Here is a 13,874-nt window from a genome sequence, read left to right as displayed (position 1 = left end):
GCGCGCAGTTCCCCGCGCCCCTTCAGGGCGCCACCACAACCCCGCGCCATCACGCCCAGGACCAACACTCGCCGTGACACGGCACGGCGGTGGACGAGTGCCGCTGTGATGTGGCCGGGCGCGCAGTTTCCTGTGCACCGGTGTGCCGTTCGTGGGTTAGATGGTGACGATCAGTCCCTTCAGGCCGCGGATCACGAAGTTCGGCTTTCGCTCGAGTTCGTTTGCCAGGGCGAGCGTCGGGGCCCGCTCCAGCAGCGCGGTCATGGAGGCCGCCAGCTCGATCCGGGCCAGCGGGGCGCCGATGCAGTAGTGGATGCCGGCGCTGAAGGAGATGTGCGGGTTGTCGTCGCGGGTGAGGTCCAGGCGGTCGGGGGCCGCGAAGACGGCCGGGTCGTGGTTGGCGGAACCGAAGAGCATGGCGATCTCCGCACCCCGCGGGATCGTCGTGCCGTCGATCTCGATCTCGTCCAGCACCCAGCGCTCGAAGAGCTGGAGCGGGGTGTCGTAGCGCATCAGCTCCTCCACCGCGGACGGCACGAGGGAGCGGTCGGCGCGGAGCGCGGCCAGCTGGTCCGGGTTGCGGAACAGCGCCCACCAGCCGTTCACCGTGGCGTTGACCGTCGCCTCGTGGCCGGCGTTCAGCAGCAGGACCGCCGTCGAGATCATCTCCTGCTCGGTCAGCCGGTCACCCTCGTCGTGGGCCGCGATCAGCCCGGAGACCAGATCCTCGCCCGGCTCCCTGCGGCGGGCGGCGATCAGCTCCCGCAGATACTCCGAGAACTCGACCGACGCCCGCACCGCCCTCGCCGCCGTCTCCTCGGACGGGTTCAGCTCGTACATGCCGCAGATGTCCGCCGACCAGGGCCTCAGCTGTGCACGGTCCGACTCCGGGATGCCCAGCATCTCGGCGATCACCGCGACCGGCAGCGGCTCCGCGACGTCCGCCAGCAGATCGCCGCCGCCCGCCGCCACCAGCGCCGCGACCAACTCGTCGGCCAGAGCGTGCACATACGGCTTCAGCCGCTCCACCGTCCGCGGCGTGAACGCCTTCGACACCAGCCGCCGGATCCGGGTGTGGTCCGGCGGCTCCAGATCGAGCATCCCGTGGTCGTTCAGCGTGTGGAACGGCTCCTGCCCCGGCGGCGGGGCCGTGCGTCCGAACTCCTCGTGAGTGAACCGGTGCTGATACGTCCGGCCGAGCCGCCGGTCACGCAGCAGCGTCGCGACGTCCGCGTGATGCGGGACCAGCCACTGGTTCGTGGGCTCGTAGTAGTGCACGCGGCCCTTTTCCCGCAGCTCGGCGTAGGCCGGATAGGGGTCGGCGACGAACGCCTGGTCCCAGGGATCGAAAGCGAGGTCCGAAACAGCAGCCATGCCGGGACGCTAACCCGGCATCCGTCCCTCTGACCAGGGTCGTTCCTTCAGCTGATCGATGAGGGCGACGAAGGAGGCGGTGGACATGGAGAGGGTGGCTGTACGACGCGCCTCGAAAGCACGGACGCCCGCCCTGCGCTCACCGTCACCTCTTCCTCAGCCCGGTGTCACCAGCCGCGCTTCGTACGCGAACACCGCTGCCTGGGTGCGGTCGCGTAGGCCGAGTTTCACCAGGATCCGGCTCACGTGGGTCTTGATCGTCGACTCGGCCACCACCAGACGCTCGGCTATCTCCGCGTTGGACAGGCCCTGGGCTATGAGGACCAGCACCTCCGTCTCCCGTTCGGTCAGATCGCCGTACGCCGCCTGCGCGGTCGGGGTCAGACGCGGGCCGTCGGACAGCTTGGAGAACTCCGTGATCAGCCGCTTGGTGACGGAGGGGGCGAGCAGCGCCTCGCCGGCCGCCACCACCCGTACCCCGTCCGCCAGTTGCCGGGCGGAGGCGTCCTTGAGCAGAAAGCCCGAGGCTCCCGCGCGCAACGCCTCGTAGACGTACTCGTCCAGGTCGAACGTGGTCAGCACCAGTACCTTCGACGTGCCGTCCGCGGCGACGATCTCGCGCGTCGCCTCGATGCCGTTCAGCTCGGGCATCCGGATGTCCATCAGCACCACGTCGGGGGCGAGTTCCCGAACCCGCTCGACCGCCTCGCGGCCATTGACGGCCTCGCCGACGACCTCGATGTCCGGCATCGCGTTGAGCAGGACCGAGAAGCCCTCACGCACCATCATCTGGTCGTCCGCGATCAGTACGCGGATCGTCATGCCTCTCCTTCGCTCACCATCGCGACCGGCAGGAACACCGTCACCTCGTACCCTCCGTCGACCGGGCCCGCCGTCATCTCGCCGTCCAGCATCGAGACGCGCTCTCGCATGCCGGTGATGCCGTGCCCGGCGCCGGGCGAGGGCTTCACCAGAGCCGTCGCGGGCGGCGGGCCGTTGACTATGCGCAGGCCCAGCCCGCCGAGGACATAGCCGATCTCGACCCGCGCGCTCGCCCCCGGCGCATGCCGCAGGGTGTTGCTCAGCGCCTCCTGGACGATCCGGTACGCCGACAGCTCCACGCCCTGCGGGAGTTCGCGCACCGCGCCGGTCACCGCCTTCTCGACGTCCAGCCCCGCCTCCCGCACGTTCGCCAGCAGCGCGTCCAGGTCGGCGAGCGTGGGCTGCGGGGTCTCGGGCGCCTCGTAGTCCTCCGCGCGGACCACTCCGAGGACCCGGCGCAGCTCGGTCAGCGCCGCCACCGCGTTCTCCCGGATCGTGGTGAAGGCCTTCTCCAGCTCCGGCGGCGGGTTCTCCACCCGGTAGGGGGCTGCCTCCGCCTGGATGGCGACCACCGACATGTGGTGGGCGACCACGTCGTGCAGTTCGCGGGCGATGGTGGTGCGCTCCTCCAGCAGGGTGCGGCGGGAGCGCTCGTGCGCGGTCACCGTCTGCTGGGCGGTCACCTCCTGCTCGGCGTCGCGGCGTATGTGCCAGACGGTGACGGCGAGCAGAATCGGCGCGGACAGGAGCAGCATGGGGGCGACGTTCGGGCTGTAGCCGCCGAGGACGGTGAAGGTCACGAAGCCGTAGCCCGCCGTCGCCAGCCACATCCAGGCCGCGGTGCGGGGGCGGGTGCGGATCGCCACCACCGTGAGCACCGTCAGATGGGCGAGGAAGCTGCCCGGCAGCCATGGCCAGTCGCCCAAGTTCGGGCTGAGGCTGGCCACCGCGGTGGACGCCGGGAACGACAGCCAGAACGCTCCGACGGGCCGGACCAGTGTCAGCAGGACCGGGCCCAGGGTGAACAGAGCGCACAGCAGGCCCGACGTGCTGAGGCCGCAGTACCCGAGGGAGATGAGCATCGCCAGCCCGCCTACCGCGGCCACCACCGCGTGCGGGGTCCAGGACGCGTACTCCCGCATGTGGCCGGAGAGCCGTCGGGTGATCGGGCCGTCTACGCTCCTGGGGGCCAGCGGGCGGTAGGCGAAGGCGTCGTGGAACAGGTCCTGCCGCAGCCCGCGCAGGGCGTCCATCGCCGCCCGGACCTCCGGGCTGCGCGGTTTGTACGCGTCGTACCTGCCGTCCGCCGGTGTGGTCTGCGTGTGCGTCGTCTCGGTCACGTACAAAACCGTAGGCCGGGCCGGGGGCCGGGGGCGTCACCTGTGAGAGGGGTCATTCGGGATCCGTCTCAGGTACTACGGGCACTCCTGCGGCCGACGGCGGGGCGGATCCCGGAGCCCACTGAAGCGGGAGCCGCTTCAGTGGGCTCCGGGACGGACCAGGCCCGACTCGTAGGCGAACACCGCCGCCTGGGTGCGGTCGCGCAGGCCCAGCTTCACCAGGATCCGGCTCACGTGGGTCTTCACGGTCTGCTCGGCCACCACCAGATGCTCGGCGATCTCCGCGTTCGACAGGCCCTGGGCGATCAGGGCCAACACCTCCGTCTCCCGTTCCGTCAGAGCACCCACCCGCTGTTTCAGCGGGGCACGACGGGTGCCGCGCAGCCGGGAGAACTCGGCGATCAGACGGCGGGTGATCCCGGGCGCGAGCAGCGCGTCCCCGGCGGCCACCACCCTAACCGCCTCGGCGAGCTTGTCCGCGGAGGCGTCCTTCAGTAGAAAGCCGGAGGCGCCCGCGGTCCCGGCGCCGCCCTTGCCGCCGGCTGCGGGTGGCCCCTGCGGGGCGTTGTCGCCGTCGGCGTACGCGGGATTCACCCGACCCACCCTAGGCACCGCGCGCCGCCTCGGATTCGGGGCGGCGGGGACGGTGGCGGCGGATCACCCGGGAGGGGCGCGGCGGGGATCGGTGACTCCCCTGTTCGTGGGACCGGAAGGCCGTCCAGCACACGGCCATGACCAGGGCGAAGACCGGGAGCCAGCCGAGGCGGGCCGCGACCCAGGCCAGGTCGTCGGGGGCGGTGTGCAGACCGGGCAGTCGGCCCGCCGGCAGCAGCACGGCCGTCGTCGCCATGAGCGCCGTCTGGTGCCAGAGGAAGATCGTCATCGCGGAGAGGTTGACCACGGCCACGGCCGCCCACGCGACGGGGCGGCGCAGCGCACGGCGCAACGGGTCACGCAGCAGCAGGGCGAGCCCGCACTGGGCGAGGCCGAAGGTGACCGCCGCCAGGGTCGGCGGGTCCAGGTTGGAGACCGGCTCGCCGGGGACGCCCACCATCGACGCCGGGTATCCGGCCCACGCGACCAGTGCGGCCGTGGCCGCCGCGCCGCCGGCGAACAGCACCAGCCCCGCGCGGCGGCCGTCCAGTTCGCCGCGCGTCCAGGCCGCGCCCAGGGTGTAGGGCACCAGCCAGCCGGCCGCCAGATTCACCCAGCCGAGCCAGGACGGGGCGCCGTCCAGGCCGAAGCGGAACAGGTCCACATGGAGGACGACGGCCAGCGGCCACAGCGGACTGAGCCGGGCCACGAGCGGCGTCGCCGCCGTCAAGGCGGCGAAGACCAGCAGAAACCACAGCGGGGACAGGGCCAGCTTCACCAGCGTGCGGACCGTGTCGAGCGGCGCGTCCAGCAGGAGCAGGGCCGTCGCCGCGACCGCCCAGAGCACTATGACCGCGATCACCGGCCGGAACAGCCGGGACAGCCGGCCGCGCAGCCACCGGCCGTATGTCGTGCCGCGGGCCCGGGCCAGCGCGTGGCTTCTGGTGGCCACATGACCGCCCACCAGGAAGAAGACGGCGAGGCTCTGGCAGGCCCAGGAAATGGGGGCGAGCCACGGCATGTGCTGCAACGGGCTCGCCGCGTGCAGCGCGCCGCCGTCCGCCACCAGGGCCGTGACCAGCCAGTGGCCCAGGACGACACCGAGGATCGCGAAGGCCCGCAGGGCGTCGACCGCGCGGTCCCGGGTGGCGGGCGTGGCCGCGTCCACGCGGAGGGCGCCCTCGCGCAGGCCCTTGAGCGCGGTCGGCAGGAGACCGTCACGCACGGGTCACCTCCGGCGTCTCGCCGAGGGCGATCCGGGCCAGGTTGACCAGCGCGGTCGAGCCCGGTGTGAAGTAGCCGCTGTGGTCGGCGTCGGCGGCGTCGAAGACACGGGCGCCGAAGCCCGGGGAGACCGGATCGGTGCCGAAGCCGACGGTGGTGCCGAACAGTTCCGCCCTGACGTGCGGCACGTCGGCCACCCAGTCGCCGGAGCCGCGCGCCGCCCAGACCCGGGCGGGCGTGTGCAGCGCCGCGGCCGAGTCGGCGCCCGTGCCGGGGCTGCCGACGAGCGCGAGCGCGTCGACGTCCAGGCCCGCGGCGGCCCGGCCGCAGACCACCGAGCCGTACGAGTGGCACACCAGGGTGAGGTGCGCCCGCCCGCCGGTGACACGCCGCACGTCCCCGACCAGCGCGCGCAGCCGGGGTGCGGCCTGTTCGGCGCGGCCGGTGGTCAGGACCGTGGTGCTGACCGTGCCCGGAGTGTCGTAGCCCAGCCAGGCGAGGACGGCCGGGTGGCTGCCCGGAGGTGCCCCGCGGGCCAGCGCGCCGTACAGGGCCGCGGCGGCCCGGTGGAAGCGGTCGTAGGTGTCTATCGAGGTGTCGGAGCCGGGGACCAGGACCGCCACGCGGTCGGCGTGGGCGAGATCCCCGAAGACCTCTGTGGCCCGGCCGGAGCCGCGGCCGTCGAAGACGAGGAACCGGCGGGCGGGAGCGGCTATCGCGCGGTCCGCGGCGGCGCGGCGGTGGTCGCCGTGGGCAGCGGCCATGCGGGCGGCCCGCGCGGCGTTGGCCCGGTTCGCCGCGTACGCCTCGGACAGCGTCCGTGCCGTCGGCGGGGCGAGCGGGGCCGGGACCGGTGCGGGGACCTCCGGTCGGGCGGCGGCCGAGAGCGGGACCACCATGGCGGCGGTGATCAGCGCGGCGAGCAGGGCCCGTACCCATCTGGCCCCGCGATATCGCCCTGCCTTCCGCCACCCGGCTCCGCCCGGCGCGTCGGCACCCGGTTCGGCTCCGCCCGACGCCTCGACGCCCCGCCCGACGGCACCTGGCACGGCGGCGTCCGACACAACAAGGTCCGGAACAGCAAGGCCCGACGCGGCAACGTCCGACGCGGCACCGCCCGACACAGCAACGCCCCGCACAGCAACGTCAGGTACGGCGGCGTCCGACACAACAAGGTCCGGAACAGCAAGGCCCGACGCGGCACCGCCCGACACAGCAACGCCCCGCACAACAACGTCCGGTACGGCGACGCCCTGCGCGGCGACGCCCGACGCGGCGGCGTCCGGGGCGGTCCGCTCCCGTTGGTCCACGGCCGGTCCCGGCCCATGCCCCGTCATCGTCTTCCTCCCCGTCCGCCCGGCCATCGGGCGTTCTGACAAGGAAGTTAGAAATCGGGGCCCGTCGTTCGCGTCCCGCCAGAGAGCTCTTCTCCGCTGTAGCTCTCAGGTACTACAGGTATGACAGGGGCTCTCCTGAGGGACCAGGACCCATGTCACCACGCCAGCTGCGCGATCTCCTCCGCCACCACCGCGCACGCGTCCGCCGAGGGGTCGATCAGCGGGAAGTGCCCCACGTCCTCCAGGAGCGTCAGGCCCACCACCTCGCCCGCCTTGGCCGCCGCATCCGCGTACGCCTCGGCGACCGCTTGCGGCACGTCCACGTCCGCACGGCCCTGGACGAGCGTCGTCGCGATGCCCGTGGGCAGCAGCAGGGCCGGATCGGCGTACGGCCTGCGCGCGGTGAACTCGTCCTTCCCGCCCAGCAGTTGCCGCACCGCGTTGTCGCAGACGGCCAGCTTCTCCGCCACCTCGAAGTCCGCGATCGGGGCGAGGGCGACCACTCCGCGCAGCGCGGCGGGCCGGTCCGTGTGCCAGGGGGAGTCCGCCGGCAGCACATGGCGGGCCGCCGCCCACAGGGCCAGGTGGCCGCCCGCCGAATGGCCGGTGAGCACCGTGCGGCGCAGGTCGCCCTGCGGAAGCGCCCCGCGGGCCAGCACGGGCAGGGCGTCCAGTGCGGCGGCGACGTCGTCGAAGGTATCCGGCCAGCGACCCGCGACCGGACCCGCGCCGCCCCCGGCCGGTGCGGGGCCGCCCCGCCGGTATTCCACGTTGCCGCGCCGGTACTCCACGTTGGCGACGGCGAAGCCGCGGCGGGCCAGGAAGTCCGCGAACGGCGTGATATGCCGCCGGTCGTACGGCGCGCGCCAGGCCCCTCCGTGCAGGACGACGACCAGCGGGGCGCCGACGCCCGGCGACGAGGGCTCCGTGCCGCGCGGGGCGTAGAAGTCGATCACCTGGTCGGGGTGGTCGCCGTACGCGGCTGTGGCGTCGGGATCGACGGGCGGGTGCGAGAAGGCCGACTCCTCTTCGGCAGCGGCCCGGGCTGCGGCGGCGTCGTCCGGCATGCTCCAACCTCTCAGCGACGTAACGGATTTGGCGGACCAGGGGAGTTGGGCAGCCGTTGGCGGGGACGGTATCAGGCCGGTGACGTGCGCGGACACGGGGATGTCACGCTCGGTGAGGGGCAAAGCGGTGCCGTATGGCGTGAGCCGGGCAACCGGTGCGAACCGGTTGCCCGGAAGCCGAGTCCGGTGCGCACCGACCCCGCCGCCCGCCCGGCCCGCACGCCCCTCGAACACCATGGGCCAAAGGCGCGGGTTCCCGTGGTGCGCGGGGCTCCGGTTGAGCCACGTGGTAAGCGAGGCTCGACCTAGTCCCGTCGTGCGCAAGACTCGACCGGGTCCCGTCGTGCGCAAGGCTCGGCCAAGTCCCCGTGATGGCCGGGCCCTGGTTGAGTCTCCTGGTAGCCAAGCTCCCCGTGAGCCCCTTTGGTAGCCGGGCTGCGCTTGAGCCTCCTGGTAGCCAAGCTCCACGTGAGCCCCTTTGGTAGCCGGGCTCCGCTTGAGCCCCTTTGGTGGCCGGGCTGCGCTTGAGGCTCGTGGTAGCTGGCTCCGCTTGAGCCCCTTGGTACGTGGGACCCCAGTTGATGAGTGCCCGGCCCCCGGACGCTACCCGGCCGCCGCCTCCCCCCGCACCTCCCGCAATACATCCCCCAGCGCCCGGGCCGCCCGCTCCGCGTCCGCGAACCCCACGTACAACGGCGTGAAGCCGAAACGGAGGACGTCGGGGTGCCGGAAATCCCCCACCACCCCGCGAGCGATCAGCCGCTGCATCACGTCCCCGGCGGCCGGGCAGCGCAGGGCCACCTGGCTGCCCCGCTCCTCATGGGCCGCCGGCGTCAGGGACTCGACCAGCCCCCGGGGCACATACGCCGTCACACACTCCAGGAAGAAGTCGGTCAGGGCCAGGGACTTGGCCCGCACCGCCGCCACCGACACCCCCTCCCACACGTCCAGCGCGGCCTCCAGGGCCAGCATGGACAGGACGTCCGGGGTGCCCACCCGCCCCCGCAGCGCGCCCGGCGCGGCTTCGTAGTCCGGGCGCATGCCGAACGGTTCGGCGTGGGAGTTCCAGCCGGGCAGCGGCGAGTCGAAGCGGTCCTGGAGGGAGCGGCGCACATACAGGTACGCCGGTGCGCCCGGGCCGCCGTTCAGGTACTTGTACGTGCAGCCGACCGCCAGGTCGACGCCGTGCTCGTCCAGGCCCACCGGCAGCGCGCCCGCGCTGTGGCACAGGTCCCACACCGCCAGTGCGCCCGCCGCGTGCACCGCCGCCGTGAGCGAGGGCAGGTCGTGCAGCCGGCCGGTGCGGTAGTCGACGTGGTTGAGCAGCACCGCGGCCGTACGGTCGCTCAGGGCCGCCGGCACCTCCGCCGGGGTCACCGGGCGCAGGGTGCGGCCGGTCAACCGGGCCGCGGACGCGGCGATATAGCCGTCCGTGGGGAACGTCGTCGCGTCGACCAGGATCTCGTCCCGCCCCTGACCGGCCAGCCGGACGGCGCCCACAAGTGCCTTGAAAACGTTGACACTTGTCGAGTCGCCCAGCACGATCTGCCCGGGCGCCGCACCGACCAGCGGAGCGATCCGGTCGCCGATCCGCTCGGGCGCCGTCCACCATCCGCTCTCCTCCCAGGAGCGGATGCGCAGTTCACCCCACTGCCTGCGTACCACGTCGGCGACCCGGTCCGGGACGTTCGCGGGCAGCGCGCCCAGCGAGTTGCCGTCCAGGTACACGACGTCGTCGAGGACGAAACGGGAGCGCAGCGGGGCGAGTTCGTCCGCCGCGTCCAACCGTTTCGCGGTGACGGCCGGTTCGGTGGTGTCAGACATGGGACCTCGCCGTCCACAGCTCGGGGAACACGTTCTTCTGCGCGCGCTTCTCCAGCCAGGCGACCCCGGCGGAGCCGCCCGTGCCGGACTTGGCGCCCATCGCACGGCGGGTGGCGACCAGGTGGTCGTTGCGCCAGCGCCAGACCAGTTCGGCCACGTCCGTCAACGCCTCGCCCAGGCGGGCGAGTTCGGCGTTCTGGTCGCCGGAGTAGACCGCCGTCCAGGCCGCCTCGACGGCCTCCGACGGCTCGTGGCGCACGGACACGTCCCGTTGCAGCACCTCCCGCGGGATGGCGTGGCCGCGGCGCGCGAGGAGCCGTACCACCTCGTCGTACAGGCTCGGCTCGTGCAGGGCCTTCTCCAGCTCGGCGTGGACACGGGGCGCGCCCCGGTGCGGGACGAGCATCGACGCGGACTTCTCGCCGAGCAGGAACTCCATGCGCCGGTACATCGCCGACTGGAAGCCGGAGCCCTCGCCCAGGGCGGAGCGGTACGCGTTGAACTGGGCCGGGGTCAGCGCGGCGAGCGGCTTCCAGGAGGCGTTCAGCGCCGCCAGCTCGCGTACGGACCGCTTCAGCGCGTCGATCGCGACCGGCACGCGGTCCTCGCGCAGCGCCCGGGCCGCCGTCTCCCACTCGTGGACGACGACCGTGAACCACAGCTCCATCACCTGGGTGGTGACCAGGAAGACCATCTCTCCGGGGTCGTCGGAGAGGGTGTGCTGGAGATGGGTGAGCACGTCCGCCTTGACGTAGTCCTCGTACGGCGTCGTGCCCGCGAAGTCGAGATGCGGGGTCTCGGGCTCAGCGGCCTCGGGAAGGGGGTGAGCCGGTTGGGACATCGCTGTCTCCTGCTTGTACTCCGGGTAGCGGTCCGCCCCTGCCGATGCCGGCACGGGGGCCCCGGTCCCCACCGGCATCCTCCGCAATCCCCCACACCACGGCAAGCCCGACCGACCCGGGGGGTCTGGGGGCCGTGCGCGGGGGCGGCCCGGCGGCCGTGTACACAGGGGTGCCCACAGAACCGTCTGCCCAGGCGATCACGAGGCCGTCTACGGGGGGCCGTACGGGGCTGTTTGTACGGGGGTGATCTGTACGGGGCCGTCTGCGCAGGGCGTCGTCGCGGACCGGTCTGCGGAGCCGTCTGTACGAAGCCGGCTGCACGGAGCCGGCTGCACGGAGCCGTCTGTACGACGCCGTCTACGGGACCGTCTGCCTGGGCCAATCGCGAGGCCGTCAGCGCAGGGCCGTCGTCGCGGGGCCACCAGCGCGGCGCGGTCCGCGGGACGTCAATACGGGACCGCCTGCAAGGCCGTCTACGCAAGGTCGCGGGGCCGTCTGTCAGGCCGTTTACGCGGGGATGTCCGCGGGACCGTTTGGGCAGGGCGGTCGGCACCCTCCCCAGGGCCGGATCACGAGGCCACCTTCGTTAGGCCGCCAGCGGGGCGCAGTCCGCGAGACCACCTGGCCAGGACGACCCGGGGCACCTCCCACACGAAGCCACCTACGCAGAGCCGTCCTCGCAGGACCACCCGCGAAGCCTCCACACAGGGCAATCCGCGGGACCATCTGACCGAGCCGGTCGCTAGGCCTCTACCCAGAGCCGTCGTCGCGGAGCGCCGGCGCGGCGCGGTTCGCGGGATCGTCTACACGAAGCCGTCTACGCCGGGCGGTCTGCAAGAAGGTCTGTACAGGGCTGTCCGCGGGGCCGTCTGGGCAGGGGGCTTCGCGTGGCCGCCTGCGACTCCGTCGGCCGGGGCTGTCCGCGGGACGGCCTGCGACTCCGCCCGCCAGGGCAGCCCGCCGGACGGCCTGCGACTCCGCCCGCCAGGGCAGCCCGCCGGACGGCCTGCGACTCCGCCCGCGGGGGAACGCCTACGAGGCCGGCTGCGCGGAGCGGTTCGTGGGGTTGCCCTCGGCGGACGGGGGCCGGGCCGCCGGTGGCACACTGCATCCATGACGACCCACACGAACCTGCTCGGCGGCCCCGACCCGACCTACCTCCCGGAGAACGAGGCGGCCTTCCGGCTGCTGGTCACGGAGTCCGTGCCGGCGGCCGAGGTCGCCGCACAGCACCCGACGTTCTCACCGGCGTGGGCTGCGCTCGCCGAGGAAGCGTTCTCGGCGGGCCGGGTGATCGAGTCGTACGCCTACGCCCGTACCGGCTACCACCGCGGACTCGACGCCCTGCGCCGCAACGGCTGGAAGGGCCACGGACCGATCCCCTGGAGTCACCGCGCCAACCAGGGCTTCCTGCGCTGCCTGGCCGTCCTCGCGCGGGCGGCCGAGGCGATCGGCGAGAAGGACGAGGCCGAACGCTGCCGCCAGTTCCTGCGCGACAGCGACCCCGAGGCCTACGCGGAACTCCTCGGCTGACCGCACCACCAACCGGGCCCGCCGCACCCCGCCGGACGGGCCCGCCACCTCCACGCCCCCCCGGATACGCACGCCCGACCGGCTCGCCGGGAACGGCGCCCCCACAGGTCCGGTGAACGACAGCCGACCCAGGCTCACGGCACCCCCAACGCCTCCAACCTCACCGGCAACCCCCACCACTCATCTCACCGCCGCACCACCCAAGGCCACCAGGCCTCACCGCCACCCCCAACGCCCCCGCCTCACCCCATCCCCGTCCCCCGCCCCCCGTCCCCGGGAATCTCGCCCCCGCGCGTCCGTCCCGTCTCCAGGGGTGGGGACGTGACGTTGCCGTGGGTGCGGCATTGCGGGCGGTTGCAGTCCGGGGGCGGGCGGCGGACCGCGGCGAAGGCGAGGACCGCGCCGACCACCAGGACCGCCGCGCACAGCGGCATCGCCCGCCGGAACGAGGCGTCGAAGGCGTCCGCCGAGCGGTACGCCTCGGGACCCATCCCGGCCAGCAACGGCAGCGCGGCCACGGCGATCAGCCCGGCCGCGCGGGCCGCCGCGTTGTTGATGCCGCTGGCCAGCCCCGCCCGCATCGTGTCGACGGAGGCGAGCACCGTCGCGGTGAGCGGGGCCACCAGGGTGACCATGCCCGCGCCCATGACCAGCAGCGCGGGCAGCACGTCCGTGAGGTAGTCGGCGCCCTTGCCCACCCGCAGCATCAGCAGCATCGCGACCGCGCAGAGCAGCGGCCCGACGGTGAGCGGGATGCGCGGCCCGATACGGTCGGCCAGCGCGCCCGAGCGGGCCGAGAACAGCAGCATCAGGACGGTGGTCGGCAGCAGCGCCGTACCGGCCCGCAGCGGCGAATAGCCCGCCACGACCTGGAGTTGCAGCGCGGTCAGGAAGAAGAAGCCGCCGAAGGCCGCGTAGACGCACAGCGTGACCAGGTTGACCACCGTGAACTGCCGGGACGCGAAGATGTCGAGCGGCATCATCGGGTCGGGGTGGCGTTTCTCGACGTACACGAAGGCGACACCGGCCGCGATTCCCGCCACCGCCGTGAGGGCGACGACGAGCGAGCCCTGGCGGGCCTCGATCAGGGCGTACGTCACCAGGGCCAGGGCGAGCGCACCGAGGGCCGCGCCCAGCACGTCGAAACGGCCGAGAGCACCCCCGGAGCCACCTCCCGGACCACCCCCGGGGCCGCCGTCCTCGACGCCCACGGCATCCCCCGCCGTGCCGCGGCCCCCGGCCACCGCCCCACCGGCCACCGCAACCGCCCCACCGGCCACCGCCCCACCCGGCCGGAACTCGCGTCCCCCGGACTCGGGGACGTGTCGCACGGCGATGGGGGCGCACAGCAGCGCCAGCGGAACGTTGAGCAGGAACACCCAGCGCCAGCCGGGGCCGTCCACCAGCCAGCCGCCCAGGAAGGGCCCGACGGCCGCGCCGATGCCGCCGAACCCGGACCACAGGCCGACCGCCCTGGCCCGGTCGTCGGGATGGAAGGACGCCTGGATGAGCGCGAGGGAACCCGGGGTCAGCAGGGCGCCGCCGATGCCCTGGAGGGCGCGGGCACCGACGAGGACACCGGCGCTGGGAGCGAGCCCGCACAGCAGGGAGGCCAATGCGAACCAGACGACCCCGATCACGAAGATCTTGCGCCGGCCGTAGCGGTCGCCCAGCGACCCGCCGAGCAGGATCAGCCCGGCCAGCGTCACCATGTACGCGTTGACCGTCCACTGGAGGGCCGCCAGGTCCACATTCAGGTCGCGGCCGATGCGCGGCAGCGCCACATTGACGACGGTCGAGTCCAGCATGGCCATGCTGGATCCGAGCACCGTGGTGAGCAGGATCCACTTGCCCTGCGATGAGGACAGCCGGACGTCGGGCATGTCCCAGGTATACAGCGAGCCCGGCCCCCATGGC

10 protein-coding genes and 1 pseudogene are annotated in these 13,874 nt (G+C 73.2%); 1 reads left to right on the top strand and 10 read right to left on the bottom strand.

Annotated elements, in window-relative coordinates; all coding sequences use genetic code 11:
- Positions 1-156: 156 nt before the first annotated feature.
- The 9 genes and pseudogenes from ACFYTE_RS26935 to ACFYTE_RS26895 form a co-directional block, all read right to left on the bottom strand.
- Positions 157-1,374 (bottom strand): cytochrome P450, encoded by a 1,218-nt coding sequence (locus ACFYTE_RS26935; RefSeq protein ID WP_388715439.1) that lies wholly within the window; start codon positions 1,372-1,374, stop codon positions 157-159.
- Between the two features lie 156 nt (positions 1,375-1,530).
- Positions 1,531-2,196 carry a response regulator gene (locus tag ACFYTE_RS26930; RefSeq protein WP_388715436.1) on the bottom strand — a complete coding sequence of 222 codons (666 nt, stop codon included), beginning with the start codon at positions 2,194-2,196 and terminating at the stop codon, positions 1,531-1,533.
- Positions 2,193-3,536, bottom strand: coding sequence for a sensor histidine kinase (locus tag ACFYTE_RS26925; protein ID WP_388715434.1), 1,344 nt, complete (start codon positions 3,534-3,536; stop codon positions 2,193-2,195). The genes ACFYTE_RS26930 and ACFYTE_RS26925 overlap by 4 nt, the downstream gene beginning before the upstream one ends.
- A gap of 138 nt (positions 3,537-3,674) precedes the next feature.
- Positions 3,675-4,052 (bottom strand): annotated as a pseudogene (locus tag ACFYTE_RS26920) (LuxR C-terminal-related transcriptional regulator); the annotation flags it as partial.
- An 88-nt stretch (positions 4,053-4,140) separates the two neighbouring features.
- Positions 4,141-5,355, bottom strand: coding sequence for an acyltransferase (locus tag ACFYTE_RS26915; RefSeq protein WP_388715431.1), 1,215 nt, complete (start codon positions 5,353-5,355; stop codon positions 4,141-4,143).
- Complete coding sequence (locus tag ACFYTE_RS26910) at positions 5,348-6,253, bottom strand: alpha/beta hydrolase (RefSeq protein ID WP_388715701.1); 906 nt, start codon at positions 6,251-6,253, stop codon at positions 5,348-5,350. Before ACFYTE_RS26910 ends, ACFYTE_RS26915 begins: the two co-directional genes overlap by 8 nt.
- Before the next feature lie 593 nt (positions 6,254-6,846).
- Positions 6,847-7,758 (bottom strand): alpha/beta hydrolase, encoded by a 912-nt coding sequence (locus tag ACFYTE_RS26905; protein WP_388715428.1) that lies wholly within the window; start codon positions 7,756-7,758, stop codon positions 6,847-6,849.
- Positions 7,759-8,361: 603 nt separating this feature from the next.
- Positions 8,362-9,582: a kynureninase gene (gene kynU / locus ACFYTE_RS26900; protein ID WP_388715424.1), complete on the bottom strand. Its 1,221-nt coding sequence runs from the start codon at positions 9,580-9,582 to the stop codon at positions 8,362-8,364.
- Positions 9,575-10,423, bottom strand: coding sequence for a tryptophan 2,3-dioxygenase family protein (locus tag ACFYTE_RS26895; protein WP_388715421.1), 849 nt, complete (start codon positions 10,421-10,423; stop codon positions 9,575-9,577). Before ACFYTE_RS26895 ends, kynU begins: the two co-directional genes overlap by 8 nt.
- Before the next feature lie 1,114 nt (positions 10,424-11,537).
- Between ACFYTE_RS26895 and ACFYTE_RS26890 the strand changes: the two genes are divergently transcribed.
- Positions 11,538-11,957 carry a DUF3151 domain-containing protein gene (locus ACFYTE_RS26890; RefSeq protein ID WP_388715419.1) on the top strand — a complete coding sequence of 140 codons (420 nt, stop codon included), beginning with the start codon at positions 11,538-11,540 and terminating at the stop codon, positions 11,955-11,957.
- 242 nt (positions 11,958-12,199) lie between these two features.
- Here the strand turns inward: ACFYTE_RS26890 and ACFYTE_RS26885 are convergent, their stop codons facing one another.
- Positions 12,200-13,840, bottom strand: a complete 1,641-nt coding sequence (locus tag ACFYTE_RS26885) for an MFS transporter (protein ID WP_388715416.1) — start codon at positions 13,838-13,840, stop codon at positions 12,200-12,202.
- Between the last annotated feature and the right edge of the window lie 34 nt (positions 13,841-13,874).

This window comes from Streptomyces sp. NPDC004629 (assembly GCF_042873595.1).
Taxonomy (GTDB): domain Bacteria; phylum Actinomycetota; class Actinomycetes; order Streptomycetales; family Streptomycetaceae; genus Streptomyces.
The sequence above is the reverse complement of the archived record's forward strand: the minus strand, read 5'-3'. Positions and strand labels throughout refer to the sequence as shown.